Below are 23,431 nucleotides of genomic sequence, written 5' to 3'. Positions count from 1 at the left end.
CAATTTTAATGAATGTTATGAAATGGCACCTCCTCCAATTTTTTTATCGGCAAATTCTAAGGGAAATTTAGTAAAAAAAAGAAAAATTAATTTAAGTCTTCATGTGTTATTCAAGCAAATGATAAATAAAGAATGTAGTAAACAGTCGAACTTGAGAAGTATAAAAGATGATTTCAGAACAAAAGAAATGAGTAGCATCAGCTTGTACAGAAAACGTGATCTTCTTTATATGCTGGAATGATACTTCATAGGCCATTAAAAACATCCAAAATGATTGTACACACAAGATCTGATACTGCGGTGACGGCGGAAAGCATCGTATAAGTTCCCAAAGCTTCCTGCTCCTGTCGCCAGCGCATTTCAAAGATAAAGAAAAAGCCGGCTTTAGCCGGCTTTTATTGAAGTTATTCAGTTATGCTTTTTTCACCCGAGGGCTTCTCGGTTTTTGAAATTGTTCGGACTTTTTAATCTCTTTCCGTTCTTGGGACAGAGATTTGTAAAGCGATACGATCATGAAGATGATCACGATTGAAAATGGCAGAGCGGCCAGGATCGCGGTGTTTTGCAACGCCGATAGTCCGCCTGAATACAGAAGCGCCGCAGCCATTGCTGACTGGATGATGCCCCATGATATCTTGACCGAATTTTCAGGGTTCAGTGAACCGTAAGTCGTTTGCATTCCGAGAACAAATGTTGCCGAGTCTGCAGAAGTGATAAAGAATACGGCAATTAGCACCAAGGCAACGATAGATGTAATCATAGTCAGCGGGTAGTGGTCAAATGTTCCAAACAGCATCGTGTCTGTAGACAGTTTTGCAATGTTAAAGGTCCCTTTTTGCTGAAGATCCATCGCTGAAACCCCGAAAATTGAAAACCATAGAAACGCCAGCACAGTAGGCGCAAACAAGACGGCAATCAAAAATTCCCTGATTGTGCGCCCCCTTGATACGCGGGCGATGAAAATACCGACAAACGGCGACCAGGAGATCCACCAAGCCCAGTAGAAAATCGTCCATGAATTGATCCATTCACGGCTGTCCGGATCATTAGGCGCAAGGCGGAAGCTCATTTGCACTACGTTGGAGATATACGTTCCAAGCGTGTCCGTAAACGAGTTCATAATCAATACCGTCGGTCCGACGAACAGCATAAAGATCATCAGGATGCCGGCCAGCACTATGTTCGTATTGCTCAAGTACTTGATGCCTTTTCCGATTCCGCTCCATGAGGAAATTAAGAACAGAACGGTGATGATTGCAATGATCGCCAGCTGCACCTGGAAGCTGTTCGGTACTCCGAATAGATAATGGAGTCCGCCGTTGATCTGCGTGGCGCCGATTCCGAGACTTGTCGCTACACCGACGACGGTTGCAAATACAGCGATGCAGTCAATCCCTTTTCCAAGCGGTCCGTTGACTCTGTCGCCGAAGACCGGAAACAGAGTCGCGCTGATCAAGCCAGGCGCATCTTTTCTGAATTTAAAGTACGCGATGCAAAGAGCGACGATCGCATAAATTGCCCATGCATGCAATCCCCAGTGGAAAAATGTATACCTCAGAGAATCTCTGAAGGCCCGGGCTGTTTCTGTTTCACCTGATGGAGAGCTAATGGCATAATGGCTGATCGGTTCAGCCGCGCCATAAAATACGAGACCAATGCCCATACCTGCGCTAAAAAGCATGGCAAACCAAGATAAGCGAGAGAATTCAGGTTTTTCTTCCGGTTTCCCCAGCTTGATCTTTCCGATCGGACTGAAGATCAAAAAGATGCTGAACGCTACAAATAGAGAAACCACCAATAAGTAATACCATCCAAGTGTATTCGTGATATATCCTTGAATCGAACTCGTTAACGCTTGTAGGTTATCCGGAGCAACGATTCCCCATAATACTGCTGCTGATGTGATAACAATCACAATCCAAAAAACGCTTGAGATATTTTTCAAATTCATCCTCACCCTCTAAATCATTTTTCGTCCTTCTTCCCATCCATATGTTTAGTATGAGTTGCACATAAAAATTTCATTCTCTCTCAGGAGGTTTGGCCTAGCTTCTCCTATTACCCCACAATCAGGTGAAACAAAACTCTTTAACCGTAACATACTTTTCAAAAAAGGCACAAGTCTGAATCTTGGCGCGGATGCCTCGCAAATCCTTGTTTGTCAAGGGGTTGAGGTTATTTTATTTTTTTCTTTGAGCGATTGAAAATTCGCCTGCATTCAAGCCGGCCAGCCTTCCGGTGACAAGGGCTGATGTGATATTGTACCCACCTGTATATCCGTGAATATCAAGAATCTCCCCGCAGAAATAGAGACCGTCCATTTTTTTGGAGGCCATTTTTTTAGGATCGACTTCTTTTACGGAAACACCGCCGCCTGTCACAAAGGCTTTATCGAGCGAAAGCGTGCCGTTCACACTGACGGTCAGCTCCTTGCAATCTTTGACGAACGCTCTGAAACGGTCTTTGGAAAGAGATGAAAAGGTTTCAGAAGGATCGATCTGATTGCGTTCGAAAAGAAAGAGCAGATACCTTTCCTGCATCCATGATTTCAGCGCGTTTTTCAGCGTTTTTTTCGTCGCGTCTTTCAGCTCTTTTTGCATCCGTTGAAAAAGCTGCTCTTCGTGAAGCTCAGGGAACAAATCGATCTTCAGTCTGACTGTTTCCTGTTTCTTTAATTCCTTCACGACAAATTGACTGCATCGCAGAATGGCGGGGCCTGAAAGGCCAAAATGCGTAAAAATCATATCCATCCTGTGGGTGATGACAGGCTTTCCTTTTTTGTTCAGCACACTGACGGCGACATTTCTCAATGATAAGCCCTGCAAGGTTTTTTGTTTAATAAAAGGCTCGGCCGATGTGACCGGAACTTCTGTCGGAAAGAGCTCTGTAATCGTGTGGCCCGCTTTTTCAGCCCATGCATAGCCGTCTCCCGTCGACCCGGTATGGGGCACGCTTTTGCCTCCAACCGCCACAACGACTGATGAGGCTGGAATGTTTTCTCCGTTGTTTGTGATGATGCCGCATGCTTTCTGATCCTTATATATGACCGATTTGACACTTTCGTTCGTCCGGATTGTCACATGCAGCTGCTCAAGCCTTTTCAACAGGGCGTCGACAACGCTCTGCGCTTTGTCGGAAACGGGAAACATTCTTCCGTGGTCCTCTTCCTTCAGCTTGACACCGAGGCGCTCGAAAAATGCGATGATGTCTTCATTGTTAAATTCGGAAAAAGCGCTGTATAGGAAGCGTCCGTTTCCGGGAATATGGCGGATGATTTCATCCACGGGAAGACGGTTGGTGACATTGCAGCGTCCGCCTCCTGAAATGGCCAGCTTGCGTCCGAGTTTGTTACCTTTGTCGATCAAGAGAACATCGGCCCCTTGCTCACCGGCCGCGATGGCGGCCATAAGCCCGGAAGGTCCTCCGCCGATGACAATACAATCGAATTGACTCATAAACATATCCTCAACTTTCCTTTGTGTAAAGCCTGTCGGATGCAGAGATGCCTCAGAAAGTGACAAATCATCATCCGCGCTTCATTTTATATTATAACGAAATAACGCCCCCTTTAGAAAACGATGAAGCAAGTTCTGTTAAAATTTAGCCATGTTATTATTACCTAGGTGAAGCACCTGTGTGTTAAAATAGAAAAGTTGAATCTATTGTAGAAAAATGGTGATTGGGAACATGTCAAGCAAACTGTTAAGAGGCACGTTTACATTAACGCTTGGTACCTATATTTCAAGGATCCTTGGAATGATCTATTTGATTCCGTTCGGAGCTATGGTCGGTGCCACGGGCGGTGCCCTGTTCCAGTACGGTTATAATCAATACACGATGTTTTTGAGCATTGCCACGATGGGTTTTCCGGCGGCTGTGTCCAAGTTTGTGTCGAAATATAATTCGATCGGTGATTACGAGACAACGAGAAGGATGCTGCGCGCGGGAATGTCGATGATGCTCGTCACGGGCATTATTGCTTTTTCGATTCTTTACATGTCCGCTCCGTTTTTTGCACAGGTGGCCCTCGGCGGTGCAGAGAACAACGGACTGACGATTGAACATGTCGTTTACGTCATCCGCATGGTCAGTCTGGCTTTACTGGTCGTGCCGATATTAGCACTTGTCAGGGGATTTTTCCAAGGTCATCAGATGATGGGGCCCACAGCCGTTTCACAAGTGGTTGAGCAAATTGCCAGAATCGTCTTTCTTTTAACCGCCACATATTTGGTGATGAAAGTATTGAACGGCGGTCTCGTCGTAGCTGTCGGCTATGCGACTTTCGCCGCTTTGATCGGTGCGTTTGCCGGGCTTTTCACCCTTTATTTTTCCTGGCAGAAACGGAAAGGCGCACTGCTGGCGCTAAAGCCGAATCTCGTTCCGCCATCCAATATTACGTATACGCAGATGTTTAAGGAGCTGTTCTGCTATGCCGCTCCTTACGTGTTTGTCGGGCTGGCGATTCCGCTTTATCAGTATATTGATACGAATACGTTCAATAAGGCGATGATTGAAGCGGGCTATGGCGACATCAGCCAGGACATGCTGGCGATTGTGACGCTGTATGTTCCCAAGTTGGTGATGATCCCGGTATCTCTTGCGACGGCCTTCGGACTGACGCTGATCCCGGCGATGACCGAAAACTTCACCAACAAAAATTTTCCCGCTTTAAACAGACAGATTGATCAGGCGATGCAGATCATTCTTTTCATCGTCCTTCCGGCATCAGTCGGTATGGCGCTCCTTTCAGGACCGGTGTACACGTTCTTTTATGGATCTGATAACCTGCACCCTGAAATGGGACAAAATATCCTATTCTGGTATGCACCCCTGGCCTTGTTATTTTCTCTATTCACTGTCAATGCAGCGATGCTGCAGGGTGTGAACAAGCAGAAATTTGCGGTGGTCAGCCTGTTGATCGGAATCATCATCAAAATCGCGCTCAACGTTTCTTTGATCAAGCTGTTTCAGGGGAACGGTTCGATTTTGGCGACAGCCCTCGGCTATTCAGCATCCTTGCTATACGGTTTCATTATGATCAAACGCCATGCAGGATATTCCTATCGAAAATTGTTTAAAAGGCTTTTGCTGATGATGATTCTGACGGCGGTTATGGGAATTGTTTTATGGGTTGTCCAAGCGTTGCTCGGCTTATTTATTTCCTATGAAGGCGGACCGATTCGTTCCGCCATCGTGATCCTCATCACATCCGCGGCCGGCAGTGCGATCTATCTGTATTTGGCTTATCGGCTGAAACTGCTGGAAAAAATCTTCGGTCAGCGGCTAAATCGCTTTTTCAAAAGAAAAGCCTGATGAGCAGGCTTTTCTTTTGATCTGGAAGGGAGACATGCTGTATGAGATTGGATAAGTTTCTGTCGCACAGCGGCTACGGCTCGAGAAAAGATGTCAAAAAAATGCTGAAAAACGGCGCGGTGGCATTAGACGGCAAAATGGTCAAGGATGCGAAAGCACAGGTTGATCCAGATGCGGATGAAGTGACGGTGTACGGTGAGCCCGTCTTTTATCAGGAGTTCATCTATCTGATGATGAATAAGCCCCAGGGGGTGCTTTCGGCAACGGAGGACAGCCGTCAGCAGACGGTTGTTGATCTGCTCGATCCCGAGCTTTTAAGGTTTGAGCCGTTTCCTGTCGGACGGCTTGACAAAGATACGGAAGGCCTGCTGATTCTTACCAATGACGGGCAGCTGTCGCATCAGCTTTTGTCGCCTAAAAAACACGTGCCGAAAACATATGAAGTGCATGTTGATCAGCCAATGACACCGGAGGCTGCCGCTCAGCTTGAGACAGGAGTTGACATCGGCGAAGGATATATGACTAAGCCTGCCAAAGCGGTGATACAGGATGAAAACAGCTGCCGGCTGCTTTTGACGATCACGGAAGGAAAGTTTCATCAGGTCAAGCGGATGCTGAAGGCCGTCGGCCGCGAAGTGATCTTTTTGAAGCGGCTGAAAATGGGGGATGTCGAGCTCGATCCAAAGCTTCTGCCTGGAGAATACAGGGAGCTGAAAGAATCCGAACTTGAGGCATTAAAAAACAAAAGACACTCTGATCATTCGAGTGTCTGAAAGAATTGGCAGAGCCCGTATTCTATGAAAAGCAGTGGAGCATCAAACGTACTTGACGTTTGGTGCTTTTTGTATGTTTAATGGTTGTCTTATATGATATTTTGCGTTAATGTTCTATTTTTCAGAATATTTCTACGAGGAGATTTTTACTTTTTTTCTTGTTGTTTCCCATTTGCCTCTGCTGGGGCTATGAACTAAATCGTTGTATGCCAACACATTCAGATCACGCTGGATTGTTCTCGGTGTAGTGCCAAATTCATCAACCAGTTCCTGGGTTGTAACGAGTCCTTTTTCTTGAATGAACATGTAGACTGATTTGATCCTGGTTAGCATTCGGTTTGTTGAAGGTTTCAAACAACCACTCCCTATCGTATGATCGAATGGACTTGACTACCACAACTTACGACTCCAAAATGCAGCATGGACGATTTGTGATCACTTTCCCTGAAAATGATCAATAAATATTATACACGATGATCTAGACAAATATCCAGCAAAAAACCCGTTCCAAATTCATGAAAAAAACGAAAAACGCGGGGAAATCCCCATACACCAACGTTCATTTTAATAAAAAAAACAAACTTTTTCCTGATTGATACGTAATAAAAAACAGAGGTGGTGAATTCGGTGAAGCTTTCAGTACATATTGAACAAGCAGGATATGAAGAGGAGAAACCGACGATTGAAAACATTGCATTTACTGTTGGAGCAGGCGAGCTTGTCGGCTTAATCGGTCCGAACGGGGCGGGAAAAAGCACGACGATCAAAACGATTCTCGGTTTAACTAGGCATGTGACCGGCGAGATAAACTGGAATGAAACACCAAAATATGCATACATACCAGAGCAGCCAAGCTTTTATGATGAATTGACCCTTTGGGAGCACATCACAGCTTTAGGGACTTTTTTACAGGAGGACGAGTCTGTTTTTTATCGCAGAGCCAATCGGCTCATGGAGCAATTTTCATTGGAGCATGCCGTTCATGAGTATCCGGGTACATTTTCAAAAGGGATGCAGCAAAAGCTGATGCTCATCCATGCTTTTCTGATGAAGCCCGATTTATATATTATTGACGAACCGTTTATCGGACTTGATCCGATCGCAAACCGGCTTTTTTTGGATATGCTGAAAGAAGAGCAACAGCGGGGAGCGGGGATTCTCCTGTGCACACATGTTCTCGATACCGCGGAAAAAATCTGCGACCGCTTTTTGCTGCTTACAAACGGCAGCTTGGTGATGCAGGGAACGCTTGAAGAGCTCCGAATGAAGACCGGCTTGCCGGAAGGATCGCTGCTCGATTGTTTTTATGAGGCGGTAAAGGGTGGAGCCCTATGAATGGACAATCACTGTTTCGAAGCAGGCTCAAGGCGGATTATCGGTATCAGCTCCGCGTCCTGAACCTGGTGATTGACTGGACGGTTTGGCTGTATATCGTTTTGCCCGGTATCGCGATTTTAGTCTATCAGTATATCAAATGGGTGAATGGCGGAGCTGTGACGCAACATGAATGGCATGCGGGGATGGTTTTACTGATCCCGGCGCTTTTTACGCTGTTTGGATCGGTGCGGACGTTTCTGATGGAAGCGGATCAGCTGTATCTTTTACAGAAAAAAACCGTCATTTTTGAGATGAAAGTATGCGGGTTTGTTTATTGCCTGTTGCTTCAGCTTTGGAAATGGCTGTTGTTAATCGCGGTTTGTGCTCCTGTTTACATCAATAAGTTGCAGATGGATCTGTCAGTTTGTATCGCTGTTTTCTTTTTCTATCTCTGTATCAATCTGTTCATGATTAGTTTAAAACAGCTGCACCTCAAAAGGCCGCCCCGCTTGAAATACCGGCTATTGCATGCGGGAGAGGTGCTGCTCGTTTTGATCTGCGCTTCGTTCGCCGTTCTATCCGCTTCTATGTATGTGCTTATAGGGGTCGCACTGGTGCTGGCTGTGGCGGCGGTGTACAGCATCATGGCTTCGCTTAAGGATCTGTTTCTTTTTTACGATCAAGTTGATGCTGAGACGAAGCACAAGCTGAAGCTGGCTGCATTTTTCTTATCTTTTAACCAGGATGGCACCATCCCCAAGCCCGGGAAAACAATGAGGGCGAAAAAGCCGAGGCTGTTTTTTAGAAAGTCTCAGCCCCTTTTTCAAACGCGAACGGTGCAAAATGGCTGCCGGGAAGTGTTTTTCAAAGTGATGCTGCGCCATCCCGATTATAAAAGACAGCTCATTCGACTGATCAGCATTTTTACGGCGCTGATTCTGTTAGGGCCGGTCTGGCTGAAAGCGATAGCCCTTTTGATTTTTGCCGCCGCTTACCGAAATCTGGTGGCCATCCAGTTTGACAAGGTGATGGAACGCTCTTATTTATTGGGGGCGGATCATGACAGCACCGCTTATCGTGAAGCAAGGCGCAGCTGTATCAATTGGCTGTTTTTCCCGGGGCTCATCTGGTGCTGTGTCAACCTGGCCGTCAGCCTATTGTTCAAAGCTCCGTCTTCTTTTTAAGATGGGATGCATTGTCGTCCAGGAGATATAAAACCCCCGTTTGTAAAAACGGGGGTTCGCAGTTTAATGTCCTTCTAAAAAGAAGAGGTGTATGAAAAATAGAATCGCAAACACTAAGACAAGCGGATGGATGTCACGCCATTTTCCTTTTGCCGCTTTAACAATTGGGTATGAGATAAATCCAAGCGAGATGCCTGTTGCGATGCTGGATGTCAGTGGCATTGCCAAGATGACGAGAAAAGCCGGGAATGCTTCATCAAGCTCTTTCCAGCGGATGTTTGTGACAGCTCCGATCATCATGCTTCCGACAATGATCAATGCCGGGGACGTAATGGCGGCAATGCCTGAGACGGCGCTGACAAGCGGACTGAAAAACAGTGCCGCACCAAAGAGGACGGCGACTGTCAACGATGTAAGCCCCGTTCTTCCGCCTGCGGCAACTCCAGCCGATGACTCGATATAGGCGGTTGTCGGGCTTGTCCCGAACATGGCGCCGATCGTCGTCGCTGTTGAATCGGCAAGCAGCGCTTTTCTCGCGTTCGGCAGCTTGCCTTTTTTCATCAGCCCCGCCTGTTCGGCAACACCGATCATCGTCCCTGTCGTATCAAAAATCGTTACCAAGAGAAAAGAGAAGACAACCGAGTAGAGGCCGTAATGGATGACATCGCCGAAGGCGGCGAAAGGGTTTGTGACAATCAGTTTTTCCGGCAGATGGGGCAGTGACAGAACCCCTTGGGCAAAGCTCAGCTGCCCGGTGAAAAAGGCGATCAGCCCGGTCAACACCATCCCGAAAAACAGGGCTCCGTTTACATTCATGACCATCAGGATGACGGAAAAAGCGAGTCCGATCAATGTTAGGATCACTTCAGGGGAGCGCAAGTCGCCGAGTCCGACTAAATTCGCTTTGTTTGCCGTAATAATACCCGCTCCTCTTAAGCCGACAAACGCGATGAACAGGCCGATTCCCGCTGTAATGCCGTATTTTAAATTGGCCGGGATGGCTTCGATCAGTTGTTTTCTAAGCGGTGTTAGCGATAAGATAATAAAGAGAATACCCGCTGTGAAGACAGCGCTGAATGCCGTCTGATACGAAATCTCGCCATTTGATGAGCCGACGACTGAAACCGCAAAATAGGCGTTGAGCCCCATGCCCGGCGCAATCGCGATCGGAAAGTTTGCGGCCAGCGCCATCCAAAGCGTTCCGACGACTGCGGCAATAATCGTAGCGGTGAACACCTGGTCAAAAGGGACACCTGTGCCTGAGAGAATGCCGGGATTGACGACGACGATATAAACCATCGTAAAAAATGTTGTAAGGCCGGCAAGTATTTCTTTTTTAACAGTGGTTTGGTTTTCTTTTATGTTAAACATCATTTCCTCCAATAACGAACATTGTAACAAAACAATATCTATATTATTCGTTATCAGCTGGTTTTGCAAGTGTTTCAGGTTAATCTTTTAAAAGAAAGGGCGAAAATATGAACTGGGAACAAGAAGTATCAAAAAGAAAGAATGAGATTGTCCGGGATATTCAAAATTTCTTGAAAATCAACAGCGTCCTTGATGAAGCGACGGCAAGCCCTGAAAAGCCGTTCGGAGAAGGAATCCATCAATGCTTGACAACGCTTTTGGAAAAAGGTGAAGAAAACGGCTTCACGGTGAAAAATCTTGATGGGTATGCAGGTCATATTGAATGGGGGGAAGGAGACGACATCATTGGAGTGCTGTGTCATATCGATGTCGTCCCCCCTGGAGACGGATGGACGAGTGACCCGTTTGCCGCCGACATCAGAGATGGACGGATATACGCAAGGGGAGCGCTCGATGACAAAGGACCGACAATGGCCGCGTTTCACGCGCTGAAAATCGTCAAAGAAATGAATCTGCCTTTATCAAAGCGGGTCAGAATCATTATTGGAACGGATGAAGAAAGCGATTGGAGATGTGTGGAACATTATTTTAAACATGAAGACATGCCTTCAGCCGGTTTTGCGCCTGATGCTGATTTTCCGATCATTTATGCTGAAAAAGGACTGATTGATGCGGCTTTGAAAATAAAATGTCCCGCGGCTGATCCAGGAGCTGATCTGGTTCTGAAGTCATTCGGATCAGGCCGCCGCTTAAACATGGTGCCTGATGATGCAGAAGCTGTTCTGGCCGGGCCGATCACAAGCGATTTTGAAGAATCTTTCACCTCTTTCGTCAAGGAAAAACATGCCGATGGACGGCTGCTTAAGGAAGGTGATACGGCAGTTTTAAAGGTGCACGGCAAATCAGCCCACGCGATGGAACCCGATAACGGGGTCAACGCAGGTCTTGTTTTGGCAGAGTTTTTACATACACAGGCGCTTGATGGAGCCGGCCTCCATTTTGTCGAAACGGTCACCAATGCTTTCGCTGGTGACACGAGAGGGAAAAAGATCGGGATTGCCGCAACCGATCAGATCAGCGGAGATTTGACATTAAATGTCGGCCGGCTGTCTTATGCAAATGGCAAAGGCGGCGAGATCGGCATCAATATCCGCTATCCGGTAACAGGGGAGAGCGGCTGTGTGAAAAACGCGCTTGAGAGCATGCCAGGGACGGAGCTTGTCAGCTTTAAAGACAGCAAGCCCCACTATGTGCCAAAAGATCATGAGTTGATTCAAACGCTTCAGCGCGTTTATGAGGAGCAGACAGGAAAGAAAGCGGAATTAATCTCGATCGGCGGTGCGACATACGCCAGGTCCTTACAAGCCGGAGTCGCGTTCGGACCGCTTTTCTCGGGCCGGCCTGACGTCGCCCACCAAAAGGACGAATACATGGAAGTGGATGATCTGTTGCAGTCAGTTTCCCTTTATGCCCAGGCGATATACGAACTGGCAAAATAAATGGATGTTTTCCCGTCCGGCCGCAAAACCGATCGCACAACATCTGACATGAAACGGACATCATTTAGGCCGCTCATTATTGGAGCGGCCTTTTTAAATAAAGGATTGCTGGATTTGGAAATAAGACATATAGTTAAGGTGGAATGAAGCTCTTTAAGAGGGAGAGTTTACATATGAACAAACGGTTTTATTCTTTTTATTTTTTGTTCTTTTTTGGCTATGGGGCGTTTTATCCGCTTTTGTCCGTTTATTTGAAAGATGCCGTCCATTTGTCCGGCGGCCAAATCGGCTTGATCATGTCGATCAGCCCCGTCGTGATGATTTTCATCCAGCCTGTTTGGGGATTGATGAGCGATCTGACGAGGAGACCGACCGCATTGCTGACGACTGCATTATTGTTGACCGCATTGTTCACACTGCTATTTTCGCTGTCCGCATCTTATGAGGTCTTGATCGTGGCGATGATTTTCCTGGCTGCATGTCAGAGCGCTGTCGTTCCGCTTTCAGACAGCATTGCACTCGGCTTTTCTGAAAAGTCCGGGGTCCCCTACGGATCAATCCGGCTGTGGGGGGCGCTCGGTTTTGCGGGAGCCGTTTTCTTTATGGGCAATCTGGCTGAAACCTTTCATCTGGCACTCATTTTTTATACGTATGTTGTTTTTTTAATCTTGTCGGCTTTCTTTTCTGCAAGGCTCCCAAAAGAAAATAAAGCGATGAACATCAGTTTGAGGGCCGGAATCAAAGAACTCTTTAAGCTGAAGAAGTATTTTCTGTTTTTGACGGCAGCTTTTTTTATGATGGGCCCTACTTTAGCCCATAATATTTATTTCGGAATCTATATTCAGGAAATCGGCGGAACGCTCGCGGGAGTGGGGATCGCTTTTTTAATTGCGGCGGGCAGTGAAGCCCCTTTCATGAAAGCAGCAAGCCGTTTGATTCAGCGGTTTGGGATTGAAAAAGTTTTGATGTTTGCCATTCTCATCTCCTCGCTCCGCTGGATATTCTATTATGCTGCGCCTTCGCTGCCGCTCGTATATGCGACATGCATCGTGCAGGGATTTTCCGTCGGCTTGTTCATTCCCGCTGCCCTGCAGTATGTCAGAAAGATTGCGCCGGATCATTTAGGCGCGACGGCGATCAGTTTATATACAGCCGTCGGAAACGGTTTGGGGAACTGGTTTTGCACATTTATGGGCGGGCTCATCTATGAGCGTTCTTCCGCGCTTTATGTTTACTTGTTCTTTGGCATATTATCCACGCTGTCTTTTTTGCTGATCGCAGGCATGTATATCCTGTCGAAGAAAGCTGCCGCCGTACAATCATCGGTTTCCTCCTAATAAAAAAGCTTGATTTCTGATCAGAAATCAAGCTTTCAGTGTGGCGGCAAACCCCTGCCTTCGTTGGCAGTTCTGTGCTGGTGAAAGCCCGCTCCGATTCTCGGCCTTCCTAGACTGCGAGAGTTTTCACTCAAGCTTCAGAAAAAGAAAATAGATCGCTCGATAAGTAGCGTTCTCCGGTGTCGGCTGTCATGCAGACGACAATTTTTCCCGGCGGCAGTTTTTTTGCGGTTTCAACGGCAGCGAAGCAGGCAGCTCCTGAAGAAGGTCCGACGAGAATTCCTTCTTCACGCGCCAATCTGCGCGTCATCTCATAAGCTTCTTCATCCGTAATTTTTAATATTTCGTCATAGACATCCTCATTTAAAATATTCGGAATGAAGCCGGGGCTTGTCCCGACGAGTTTGTGCTTGCCCGGTTTGCCTCCTGACAAAACAGGGGAGCCGGCCGGCTCTGCCACATGAACGGTAATGTCCGGGAACAGCTCTTTCAGGGTTTCACCCGTTCCGGTTATCGTTCCGCCTGTCCCCGCAGTTGCTACAAAAGCCGCAAGCGGTTTGCCGATTTCTTCTATTGCCCGGGCAATTTCCAAAGCTGTTGTTTTTCTGTGCGCATCAGGGTTGGCTTTATTGTCAAACTGCATCGGTATAAAGCTTCCGGGGATCTCTTCTGCAAGCTCCTGCGCTTTTTTGATGCTCCCCGGCATTCTTTCGTCCCCTGGAGTCAGAACGACCTCCGCGCCATAGGCTTTTAAAAGGTTGATCCGTTCTTTCGTCATCGTATCAGGCATAACAAGAATCGCTTTGTAGCCTCTCGCGGCCGCATTCATAGCCAGCCCGATCCCCGTGTTTCCGCTTGTCGGCTCAATGATTGTAGAGCCTGGTTTGAGAAGGCCTCTTTCTTCTGCATCAAGAATCATTTGATAAGCGGCCCGGTCTTTCACACTGCCGCTTGGATTAAAGGATTCAAGCTTTACATAAACTTGCGCCGCGTGTTCAGGCTGCACCCGGTTTAATTTGACGAGCGGCGTATCCCCGATTAATTCCGCGATGTTCTGCACATCTTTCACATTGGGCACCCTTTCTAGAAAACATTCTTTTTCAATATCCTAACATAAGGTATTGAAAAGTGAAAAATGGAGAGGTTATAAGTCCCTTTGTTTTTTGTTAAAATGTAAAGAAGATCAATGGAAGGAAGTCATACATATGCCAGCAAAACCGCATTATTTTATCGGAATCCCTTTTCCGGCTGAGCTTGCAGAGCCGTTACATCAAACGATCAGCGGCCGTCCGGAACTTTCTTTTCATAGATGGGTGCATCCTTTAGATTATCATTTTACCCTCGTCTTTCTCGGACCAGCGGGTAAGGAGCAGCTTTCCGCGCTGGAGAAGAAGCTTGCGCTTATTTCTGATGAAACGCCTCCTTTTGCGCTCTGTTTAAAACAGCTCGGGACCTTTGGAAAACCGTCAGAGCCGAGGATTCTTCATGTAGAACCGGAGCATTCCGCCCCCCTTTTTCAGCTGAGGGAACGCGTCAAGCAAGCCGCGGCTGCTGCCGGTTTTGACATTGAGAAACGGCCTTTCCACCCGCATATGACTGTCGCCAGGAAGTGGAAAGGCTCCGCTCCGTTTAGCGGGTGCCTGGAGCCGCTTGAAGGCGGGATTTCATTCACTGCCCGGCAGTGCACCCTTTTTCAGACTCATTTAGACAGGCTTCCCAAATATGAACATAAAGCCGTTTTTCTGTTCGGCAACGGGGAGCAAATCAGAAAGCAGGATTCGGAGATGAACAGCGATGGCACAGATTGTTAAAATTCAGGATTGCATTTCAAGATATGAGCAAGACCCTTATCACTATATGAATCAGTTTATCCGCTTAAAAAAGCAGCGCTGGCAGTCGCTGAAAGAAATGGCGGAAAAAAAAGAGGAAGGATTTTTCCGCGGTGAAAGTATTCCTTCAGAAAACGATGGCAGCCGAAAAAAGAGAACATTTTCATTAAAAAGAAAAAAAGAATTATCCGATATTAATAATGGAAAAGAAGCCGTTGATCAATGGTTTAACGGTTTGGAAGAGGAAATGGATGGGGATCTGATCGCCAGAATTCCCGCCGGTGAAAAAGAGCTGGCTGCTTTTTTTAAAGAGCGCCTTTATCAATTTCAATTAAAATGGGCGAGCTCGACGATTTCAGACATATCAGGCCTTTCCCGGGAAATAAAAAGCGATAAAATTCTGCAAATTTTGGCGCAGCAGCTGCCGGATTCGTATTTTATTATGTATCATCCGGTTTTGCAGGTCAGCCAGGCGGCGGCTGAGTTGAGCATCATCATCCTGACGCCGCTTGAAATCTATTGTTTGGCATTTCTTGAAGGTGATAAAGAAAGCGCCTTTATCGGTTCCAAAGACCGTTTTTGGAAGGAGAAAACCGTCAGAGGCAAGGAAAGGTCTGTTCTCAATCCGACCACCGAACTTCTCAGAACAGGTTCGATCCTTTCACAGCTCTTAAAAGGATCGGATATCGAACTGCCGGTGCGCAAATTCATCATCAGCAGAACATCATATATCGATTATCCCGAACCTCCCTACGGGATCGAGATTTATGACCGAAGACAATGGAGTGACTGGCTGGCGAAGCAGCAGAAAAACTTTGCCCCGATCAAAAGCCGGCAGCTGAAAGCTGCGAAAATTTTGCTGTCTTACGGAGTGTCGGAATCGAAGCGGAGAAAGGAATGGCTGGATTAATTCCCGTTTTATTTCATATTATGAAGATGGAGAATGGAATCATGAGTGAATGGTATATCATCATCAATCCGAAAGCCGGAAACTCAGCGGCTCTCAGAGTATGGAAATCATTGCAGAAAGAACTCCAAAAAGCAAACATATCGTATCGCTCGTTTTTGACTCAGCATCAGGGACATGCCGAAGTGCTGGCGAGGCAAATATCGACGATACAGGATGACAGACTGAAACGTCTGCTCGTCATCGGCGGCGACGGCACCATTCACGAAGTCTTGAACGGATTGGTCAACCTGGGAGATATTCAGCTGAGCGTCATACCCGCAGGCTCGGCAAATGACTTTAAGCGCGGATTTTCTGTTAAAAAATCGGACGTATTCAAGGGAATGAAACGGGGCGGACACTCGCTGACCCGCACTTATGCGCTCGGCGGTTTCCGGACAAAAGATAGTGTACATGAACTTTACTTTGTCAATCATCTCAGTTTAGGTTTTGACGCCTGTTTTCTCAAGAAAATGTCTGATATGCCGAAATGGACGTTCTTTTTCCGGCTGAATCACCTGATTCAGCCGCTGTTGTTCTTAGCCACCGCTTTTACGTTCAAACCGTTTGTCCTGTCCTATGAAAGCGGTGCTGAACAACGGACGTTTAAAAAAATCTGGTTTGCATCTGTTTCCAATCACCCATACTACGGCGGAGGAATGAAGATTGCGCCAAACGCAAATCCGCGGGAGGAGCAGTTGGATGTGATGATCATTGAAGATCTCCCGGCGCTGAAAAAAGCCGGGCTGTTGTTTGCGATGATGTTTGGCAAACATATCGGAAAAAAAGGGGTCACCTCGTTTAAAACGAAAGACATCTATTTTCATACCAATGAGAGAGTGCTTTTCCAAGCGGACGGAGAATTGATCGGTTCAACACCTGTTTTTGTGAAAACCGGGACGGAATCTCTCCGCTTAAAAGCATAAATCCTCCGGATGAAGGAGAGACTGTGATGCTGAATATCAGCCGCCCTTTTGAAGCTTATCTGGATGAGATGCGCACAATCACCGTATTGGTTTCGGGAAACCGGACTGATTGCTTTGGCCCGCCTTTCCTGCTTGAAGATGAACAGGGAAAGGAGAGCGGACTTTTGATAAAGGAAACGCGAGAACTGAAAGAGCACCGCAAATATGTGCTGGAAAGCGAAGGACCCGTTCCTTTGGGGCGGGTCCATAAAGTCCGCTGCCGAGGAAGCGAATGGACGGATCTGCAGATCGGAGCCGTCATCAGAACGGCGGAATTTGATCAAGCTTTTTTTTACGAAGGCACACTGGGCGCCATTTATTCCAGAGAACGGACCATATTCAGAGTGTGGGCGCCGAGTGCCTCCGCAGCTATGCTTGAACTCCAAAGCCCCGATGGAACGCAAAAAACGGTGCTTCAAATGGTCCGAAAACATAAAGGTGTTTATGAAATCACCGTCGACGGCGATATGAACGGCTGGATGTATATGTATCACATTTATGTCAATCGAGAACGGTTTAGGACGGCCGATCCGTATGCAAAGGCCGTGACGGCCAACGGTGAAAAAGGAGTTGTCCTTGATCCCGACGAGTTAAAAGTCGAAAAGCACGATCCTCAAGCTTTTCAAAGTCCGTGTGATGCCGTTATTTATGAAGCGCATATCCGCGATTTCTCGATTCATGATGAGAGCGGCATGCAGTATAAGGGGAAATATTTAGCGTTAACAGAAGAACATACCGAAACGGCCGGCGGTTTCTCAACAGGGGTATCCTATTTGCAAGAACTCGGGATCACCCATGTCGAATTCCTCCCTTTCAACGACTTTGCCGGGGTTGACGAGCTTGATCCGGGGACATCATATAATTGGGGTTACAATCCCCTCCATTTTAACGTGCCTGAAGGAAGCTATTCCCTTGATCCTCAAGGTCCGAAAAAGCGGATCATCGAGCTCAAAACCGCGATCCAGGCGCTGCACAAAAACGGGCTGAACGTCATCATGGATGCCGTATACAACCATGTTTACAAGAGGGAGGATTCCCCTTTTGAAAGAACGGTTCCGGGGTATTTTTTCCGTCACGATGAATTCGGCTTTCCCGCTGACGGAACGGGTGTGGGAAATGACATCGCCTCAGAGCGGCTGATGGCTAGGAAATTTATACTCGACTCCATCCGCTTCTGGCTGGAAGACTATGATGTCGACGGGATTCGCTTTGATTTAATGGGCATCTTAGACATCGAAACGGTTCGCCGGATCAAACAGCTTGCCGAGCGTGTCAAACCGGGGGTGCTGCTGTTCGGTGAAGGCTGGGATTTGAACACGCCGCTTCCAGACGGACAAAAGGCAGCGCTCCACAATGCGGGGAATATGCCGGGGATCGGCTTTTTCAACGACCGATTCAGGGATGCCGTAAAGGGGAGCACGTTCCACCTTGAAGACCGCGGATTTGCGTTGGGAGATGTCCGGAAGAAAGCGGCGGTTCAGGATGGAATCGCCGGTTCCCCAGGCTTTTTATCGCCGCAACAGTCGATCAATTATGTCGAATCTCATGACAACCATACCTTTTGGGATAAGATGGCTTTCTGTTTGCAGGAAGATCAAAAGACCAAACGGCTCAGACAGCGGCTTTCCATCGCGATCGTCCTTCTGTCGCAAGGTGTCCCGTTTCTTCATAGCGGACAGGAGTTTTGCCGTACAAAGCAGGGGAATCAAAACAGCTACAGAGCAAGCGATCAGATCAATCGGCTCGATTGGAAAAAAAGAGCGGCGCTTCATGGGGATATAGAATATGTGCGAAAATTGATTGCCCTGCGGAAAGCCCATCCTGCTTTTCGCCTCCGAACACACGGAGAGGTCAAGAAACACCTTTCTTTTTTGGAAGAAACGAAAGAGGCGATCGCTTACAGGCTGTATCATATTGGAAAGATTGACGGCTGGAATGAAATCATTGTCGTCCACTGTCCATTTGCGAAACAGGAAGAGCTGAAGCTTCCGGATGAGAAAAGCTATTTGTTATACTGCGATCCTTTTACATTTTTTCAGGAGATGGTCCCGGTCAGCGGATGGCTTCAGCTGAACGGCATCGGTACGTATGTTCTTTACGAACCAAAAGGGATTTTTTAGTTTTGCTTGACGAAGTTTAGCGTATAGCGCTAAAATTTAAAAGACGGCTATTGTTTAGCACAAATGACTCTCAATAGCCGTCTTTTTATTTGAAAACAAAGAGACGATCAATACAGGCGGTTTGTCTCCCTTCAAGGGATGCAGATGCTTTTAAAATCTTTTAATGAAATGATGGGTTGAAAATCGATATGAACTGGTTGGGACAATTACTAGGTAGCGAATGGGAGATTTCCCCCGCAGGAGGAGCTACAGGAGACGCATATTATGCAGAACATAACGGACAACAGCTTTTTTTAAAGCGAAACAGCTCTCCTTTTTTGGCTGTCCTGTCCGCGGAAGGAATTGTTCCTAAGCTCGTTTGGACAAAACGAATGGAAAACGGGGATGTGATTACAGCACAGCACTGGCTCAAAGGCAGAGAGCTGAAACCGAAGGATATGAACAGTCAGGCGGTGGCTGAAATGCTTCGGAAAATCCACAGCTCCAAAGAGCTTTTAGACATGCTGAAAAGGCTTGGAAAACAGCCTTTCCAGCCAATCTCTGTGATCACTCAATTAAAGCAGTTTATCCAGGCCCGGCAATATCCAATTTCGCAGCTGGATCAAGCGCTTTTTTATCTGGAGCATCATCTGGAAGATGTGCAGTCCGGGGAAAAAGTCGTCTGCCACTGCGATGTCAATCATAATAATTGGCTTCTAACAGATCAGGATCAACTTTATTTAATCGATTGGGATGGAGCGATGATTGCGGACCCCGCGATCGATTTGGGGCCGCTTCTTTATCACTATGTTGAAGAGCAGGAATGGGAAAGCTGGCTTGAACGCTACGGCGCCTCTTTAACGGACAATCTTAAGCTAAGAATGGCGTGGTACGTCTTGGCAGAAGCTGCGATGAATACCGTCTGGCAAAAGGCGAAAGGAAATCAGGACGGCTTCAACCAGGGGCTTGAACAGCTGCATTTGCTGTTGCAGCGGCTCGCCAGATCTTCATGAAAGTGAGCCGATTTCTTCCACCCACTGAGTGAGGCGGTCTTGGTGCTCCAGGATGTGGTCGTTGAGCGAATTGGACGATCTTCCTCTCTGGCTGTACAGATAAATATCTTCAAGGACGCCTTTCAGATTGCCGTCCAGATTTGTGTTCGCCATTAAAGACTTGATGATCCGTTCCACCTGTTCGCATTCGGCAACAGTACCGGAGCAATCTGCTTGGTGGTCTGAGAGAATGTCTTTTAATAGATGAATTTGATTTTCTCGATTTAAGCCCATAATATTGGCACATCCCTTCATTCTAAAGGTATATGGTTTAAAATGTTCATAAAGTTTATTTTTATACATGAAGGACCCGAAGGCGATCGTCGGGTTCTTTTTGCTTTGAAAAGAGCTCTTGCGAGGCTCTTGTATTTCATGGTATGTTGTAAGACGATATAACAGATAGAGGTGTAAGTACATGCGAATGCGTCACAAGCCTTGGGCGGATGATTATTTGGCTGAAAACTCTCATATTGTCATCAGCGAACCGTCCCAATATAAAGGGAAATGGCATTCCGTTTTTGGGAATGACAATCCGATCCATATTGAAGTAGGAACCGGGAAAGGGCAGTTTATTTCAGGAATGGCCCGGCAGAACCCGGATGTCAATTATATCGGCATCGAATTATTTAAGAGCGTCATCGTCACCGCGGTAGATAAAGTAAAACAAGCTGAAGCGCCTAATGCAAGGCTGTTGAACATCAATGCCGATATGCTTTCAGATGTTTTTGCGGAAGGAGAAGTCGATCGCGTTTATTTGAACTTTTCTGATCCGTGGCCTAAAAAGCGCCATGAAAAGCGGCGCCTCACCAATCACGCGTTTTTGAAAAAGTATGAGCAGGTCCTCGGCGCAAAGGGAGCGATCCATTTTAAAACGGACAACCGCGGGCTATTTGAATATTCTCTAACAAGCTTCTCTCAATACGGACTCGTTTTGACGTTTGTCAGCCTTGATCTGCACCAGAGCGGCTTTGAAGGAAACGTCATGACCGAATATGAAGAAAAATTTGCCGCCAAAGGCCAGCCGATCTACAGAGTCGAAGCTGAATGGAGAGCATAAAAAAACAGACATTCCGTCTGTTTTTTTTATTTGTTTTTGCTACGATAAGACGTAGGAGGGATGATGATGGAAACTTTGAACATTGGAGATATCAAGCTGACATGGCTTAACGGCGGTGTGACACATATGGACGGGGGAGCCATGTTCGGCGTTGTCCCGAAGCCGCTTTGGTCGAAAAAATATGCCGTGAATGACCAAAATCAGATTGAGCTTAGAACAGATCCGATTCTTGTGGAGAAGGACGGGGACAGGCTGCTGATTGATTCGGGAATCGGCCGCGGAAAACTGACGGACAAACAAAAACGAAACTATGGTGTGACAGAGGAATCGTCAATTGACGAATCATTACAGACGATCGGGCTTTCAACAGCGGATATTGACGCTGTTCTCATGACACATCTTCATTTTGACCATGCCTGCGGATTGACGCGCTATGAGGGAGATGATCTTGTCTCCGTTTTCCCGAATGCTGCAATATATACATCCTCTATAGAATGGGAAGAAATGAAAAATCCGAATATCCGCTCCAAGAATACATATTGGAAAGAAAACTGGGAAGCGGTTCAGCATCAAGTGAAGACCTTTGAACAAAAACTTGAGGTTTTGGAAGGCATCACAATGCACCATACAGGCGGCCACAGCGACGGCCACTCTGTCATCACACTCGAAGATTCGGGGGAAATGGCTCTTCATATGGCGGATATCATGCCGACTCATGCCCACCGGAATCCTTTGTGGGTGCTCGCTTATGATGATTATCCGATGACATCGATCACCGCAAAACAAACATGGCAGAAAAAAGCCGCTGAACAACATGCATGGTACATTTTTTACCATGATGCCATTTACAGAGCTTTAAAATGGGATGAAAACGGCGATATCACGGAATCCGTGAAAAGAGAAAGACGATAAGCTTGCGCTTTTGGTGAATGGTTTGCCCGATTGATAAACATGCTATAGATAATGAACATGTGAAAGGAAGAAGACGGGTGAGCCAGACAAAAGGGAATGAACAAGTCATCGAAACACAATTAAGGGGATTTGAAGTCCTGTCAACCCCCTTCCTTAACAAAGGGGTTGCATTTACCGTCGAAGAAAGGAAAGCGCTGGGGCTGACGGGGCTTCTTCCGCCGAAGGTACTGACGCTTGAAGAGCAAGCGAAGCGGGCGTATCAGCAATTCCGTTCACAGCCTGATGACTTAAGCAAAAACGTCTATTTGACGGCGCTTCATGACCGGAATGAAGTTTTATTTTACAGGCTGCTGAATGATCATATGAAAGAAATGCTGCCGATCGTATATACCCCGACTGTCGGAACGGCGATCCAGCAGTACAGCCATGAATACAGAAAGCCGCGGGGCCTGTTTTTATCTGTCAATGACCCGGAAGGCATGAAAACGGCTTTTAAAAACATGGCGGCCAAAAAGGGGCATATTGAGTTGATTGTTGCAACAGATGCCGAAGGAATTCTCGGCATTGGGGACTGGGGTGTAGGAGGCATCGCCATTTCTATCGGAAAGCTTGCCGTATATACCGCGGCAGCCGGCATTGATCCAAGCAGGGTGCTGCCTGTGGTGATTGATGCCGGGACGAATCAGGAAAAGCTTCTCAATGATCCGCTGTATGTCGGAAACCAGCATTCTAGAATCAGGGGCGAGCGCTATGATTCCTTTATTGAACAGTATGTTCAGACTGCGACCGAGACTTTCCCGGGTGTCTTACTGCACTGGGAGGATTTCGGTACGCAAAACGCCCGCCGGATTTTAAAAACATATCAAGACAAGGTATGCACATTTAATGATGATATCCAAGGAACGGGCGCTGTCACGCTTGCAGCGGTGCTGGCGGCTGTCAAAATATCGAAAATGCCGCTGAAAGACCATAAAATCGTCATATTTGGAGCGGGTACCGCCGGTATCGGCAATGCCGAGCAGATTCGTGCCGCTTTATTGAAGGAAGGGATGTCAGAAGAAGAATCCTACCGCCGTTTTTGGTGTGTGGACCGGAACGGACTGCTGACGGACGACATGGACGATCTGCAGGAACTGCAAAAGCCGTATGCAAGGCCCGCCGAAGAGGTCAAGGGGTTTGAACGAAACGGACCGGGGCAAACGATTGATTTGGCTGAAGTTGTCAAAAAGGTTCAGCCTACAATTTTGATCGGTACTTCGACCGTATCTGGGGCATTCACCGAAGAAATTGTTAAAGAAATGGCGGCTCATGTCAAAAGGCCGGCGATATTTCCGATGTCTAATCCGACACCGCTGTCTGAGGCGAAGCCGATCGACCTGATCAAATGGACGGAAGGCCGGGCGCTTGTAGCCACCGGTAGCCCGTTTGATCCAGTGGAATATGACGGTACAGAATATGTCATCGGCCAGGCGAACAATGCTTTTGTTTTTCCGGGGCTGGGACTTGGCACACTTGTTGCAAAAGCACGGCGGATTACCGACAATATGTTTTACGCAAGCGCTGAAGCGATTGCGAATATGGTTGATACCGGCCGACCCGGTGCCGCGTTGCTTCCGCAGGTCGAGGAATTGCGGACGGTATCGGCAACCGTTGCAGCGGCGGTCATCAAAGCGGCCGTTCAGGACGGTGTGGCAGAAGAAGAGCCGAAAGATGTCATACAGGCTGTGCAGGACGCTATGTGGCATCCTGTCTATCGGCCGATTCGCGCTATATAAAA

The 23,431-nt window shown here is 47.2% G+C and carries 20 protein-coding genes; 14 read left to right on the top strand and 6 right to left on the bottom strand.

The genetic code is table 11. From position 1 onward, the window contains the following. Nucleotides 1-412 precede the first annotated feature (412 nt). Nucleotides 413-1,951 (bottom strand): BCCT family transporter, encoded by a 1,539-nt coding sequence (locus ACINLD_RS17430; RefSeq protein WP_035428239.1) that lies wholly within the window; start codon nucleotides 1,949-1,951, stop codon nucleotides 413-415. Between the two features lie 229 nt (nucleotides 1,952-2,180). Beyond that, nucleotides 2,181-3,455 (bottom strand): NAD(P)/FAD-dependent oxidoreductase, encoded by a 1,275-nt coding sequence (locus ACINLD_RS17425; RefSeq protein WP_026588315.1) that lies wholly within the window; start codon nucleotides 3,453-3,455, stop codon nucleotides 2,181-2,183. Nucleotides 3,456-3,687: 232 nt separating this feature from the next. On the opposite strand from ACINLD_RS17425, the gene ACINLD_RS17420 reads away from it, so the two are divergent. Both ACINLD_RS17420 and ACINLD_RS17415 read left to right on the top strand, forming a co-directional pair. Continuing rightward, nucleotides 3,688-5,313 (top strand): oligosaccharide flippase family protein, encoded by a 1,626-nt coding sequence (locus ACINLD_RS17420; protein ID WP_409444473.1) that lies wholly within the window; start codon nucleotides 3,688-3,690, stop codon nucleotides 5,311-5,313. A 41-nt stretch (nucleotides 5,314-5,354) separates the two neighbouring features. Further along, entirely contained in the window at nucleotides 5,355-6,086 is a 732-nt protein-coding gene (locus tag ACINLD_RS17415; protein WP_026588313.1) for a pseudouridine synthase, read from the top strand. A gap of 132 nt (nucleotides 6,087-6,218) precedes the next feature. On the opposite strand, the gene ACINLD_RS17410 is transcribed toward ACINLD_RS17415, so the two are convergent. Further along, nucleotides 6,219-6,440 carry a DeoR family transcriptional regulator gene (locus ACINLD_RS17410; protein WP_003184500.1) on the bottom strand — a complete coding sequence of 74 codons (222 nt, stop codon included), beginning with the start codon at nucleotides 6,438-6,440 and terminating at the stop codon, nucleotides 6,219-6,221. A 273-nt stretch (nucleotides 6,441-6,713) separates the two neighbouring features. Here ACINLD_RS17410 and ACINLD_RS17405 point away from each other — a divergent pair, with 273 nt between their 5' ends. Both ACINLD_RS17405 and ACINLD_RS17400 read left to right on the top strand, forming a co-directional pair. Continuing rightward, nucleotides 6,714-7,421, top strand: a complete 708-nt coding sequence (locus ACINLD_RS17405; RefSeq protein ID WP_372708973.1) for an ABC transporter ATP-binding protein — start codon at nucleotides 6,714-6,716, stop codon at nucleotides 7,419-7,421. Then, nucleotides 7,418-8,587 (top strand): ABC transporter permease, encoded by a 1,170-nt coding sequence (locus ACINLD_RS17400; RefSeq protein ID WP_077736188.1) that lies wholly within the window; start codon nucleotides 7,418-7,420, stop codon nucleotides 8,585-8,587. Before ACINLD_RS17405 ends, ACINLD_RS17400 begins: the two co-directional genes overlap by 4 nt. A gap of 63 nt (nucleotides 8,588-8,650) precedes the next feature. On the opposite strand, the gene ACINLD_RS17395 is transcribed toward ACINLD_RS17400, so the two are convergent. Then, on the bottom strand, nucleotides 8,651-9,958 hold the full coding sequence (locus ACINLD_RS17395; RefSeq protein WP_026588310.1) for an NCS2 family permease: 1,308 nt from the start codon (nucleotides 9,956-9,958) through the stop codon (nucleotides 8,651-8,653). Between the two features lie 107 nt (nucleotides 9,959-10,065). On the opposite strand from ACINLD_RS17395, the gene pepV reads away from it, so the two are divergent. Continuing rightward, on the top strand, nucleotides 10,066-11,457 hold the full coding sequence (gene pepV / locus ACINLD_RS17390) for a dipeptidase PepV (protein ID WP_410207099.1): 1,392 nt from the start codon (nucleotides 10,066-10,068) through the stop codon (nucleotides 11,455-11,457). Between the two features lie 173 nt (nucleotides 11,458-11,630). Beyond that, entirely contained in the window at nucleotides 11,631-12,794 is a 1,164-nt protein-coding gene (locus ACINLD_RS17385; protein WP_026588308.1) for an MFS transporter, read from the top strand. A gap of 130 nt (nucleotides 12,795-12,924) precedes the next feature. Here ACINLD_RS17385 and cysK read toward each other — a convergent pair whose 3' ends face one another. Next, complete coding sequence (gene cysK, locus ACINLD_RS17380; RefSeq protein WP_077736190.1) at nucleotides 12,925-13,863, bottom strand: cysteine synthase A; 939 nt, start codon at nucleotides 13,861-13,863, stop codon at nucleotides 12,925-12,927. 136 nt (nucleotides 13,864-13,999) lie between these two features. Between cysK and thpR the strand changes: the two genes are divergently transcribed. The 5 genes from thpR to ACINLD_RS17355 all read left to right on the top strand — a co-directional run bounded on the left by thpR (nucleotide 14,000) and on the right by ACINLD_RS17355 (nucleotide 19,646). Then, nucleotides 14,000-14,605, top strand: a complete 606-nt coding sequence (gene thpR, locus ACINLD_RS17375; protein WP_077736191.1) for an RNA 2',3'-cyclic phosphodiesterase — start codon at nucleotides 14,000-14,002, stop codon at nucleotides 14,603-14,605. Further along, on the top strand, nucleotides 14,589-15,533 hold the full coding sequence (locus tag ACINLD_RS17370; protein WP_077736192.1) for a hypothetical protein: 945 nt from the start codon (nucleotides 14,589-14,591) through the stop codon (nucleotides 15,531-15,533). Before thpR ends, ACINLD_RS17370 begins: the two co-directional genes overlap by 17 nt. A gap of 41 nt (nucleotides 15,534-15,574) precedes the next feature. After that, entirely contained in the window at nucleotides 15,575-16,495 is a 921-nt protein-coding gene (locus tag ACINLD_RS17365) for a YegS/Rv2252/BmrU family lipid kinase (protein WP_077737184.1), read from the top strand. Between the two features lie 26 nt (nucleotides 16,496-16,521). Next, a complete protein-coding gene (gene pulA / locus ACINLD_RS17360) occupies nucleotides 16,522-18,654 on the top strand; it encodes a type I pullulanase (RefSeq protein ID WP_409444474.1) in 2,133 nt (710 codons plus the stop codon). Nucleotides 18,655-18,842: 188 nt separating this feature from the next. Then, nucleotides 18,843-19,646 carry a phosphotransferase family protein gene (locus ACINLD_RS17355; protein ID WP_026588302.1) on the top strand — a complete coding sequence of 268 codons (804 nt, stop codon included), beginning with the start codon at nucleotides 18,843-18,845 and terminating at the stop codon, nucleotides 19,644-19,646. Here the strand turns inward: ACINLD_RS17355 and ACINLD_RS17350 are convergent. Then, nucleotides 19,641-19,919 carry a YtzH-like family protein gene (locus ACINLD_RS17350; protein WP_026588301.1) on the bottom strand — a complete coding sequence of 93 codons (279 nt, stop codon included), beginning with the start codon at nucleotides 19,917-19,919 and terminating at the stop codon, nucleotides 19,641-19,643. The two genes, ACINLD_RS17355 and ACINLD_RS17350, sit on opposite strands and share 6 nt — an antisense overlap. A 181-nt stretch (nucleotides 19,920-20,100) precedes the next feature. Between ACINLD_RS17350 and trmB the strand changes: the two genes are divergently transcribed. From trmB to ACINLD_RS17335, 3 genes are all read left to right on the top strand, one after another. Beyond that, on the top strand, nucleotides 20,101-20,742 hold the full coding sequence (gene trmB, locus ACINLD_RS17345) for a tRNA (guanosine(46)-N7)-methyltransferase TrmB (protein ID WP_026588300.1): 642 nt from the start codon (nucleotides 20,101-20,103) through the stop codon (nucleotides 20,740-20,742). 66 nt (nucleotides 20,743-20,808) lie between these two features. After that, complete coding sequence (locus ACINLD_RS17340; protein ID WP_077736194.1) at nucleotides 20,809-21,654, top strand: MBL fold metallo-hydrolase; 846 nt, start codon at nucleotides 20,809-20,811, stop codon at nucleotides 21,652-21,654. A gap of 59 nt (nucleotides 21,655-21,713) precedes the next feature. Next, nucleotides 21,714-23,429, top strand: a complete 1,716-nt coding sequence (locus ACINLD_RS17335; RefSeq protein ID WP_372708979.1) for an NAD-dependent malic enzyme — start codon at nucleotides 21,714-21,716, stop codon at nucleotides 23,427-23,429. Nucleotides 23,430-23,431 lie beyond the last annotated feature (2 nt).

The organism is Bacillus sp. z60-11 (assembly GCF_046464135.1).
Lineage (GTDB): Bacteria > Bacillota > Bacilli > Bacillales > Bacillaceae > Bacillus > Bacillus sonorensis_A.
Note: the sequence above shows the minus strand (reverse complement) of the source record. Positions and strands in the feature narration are given on the sequence as shown.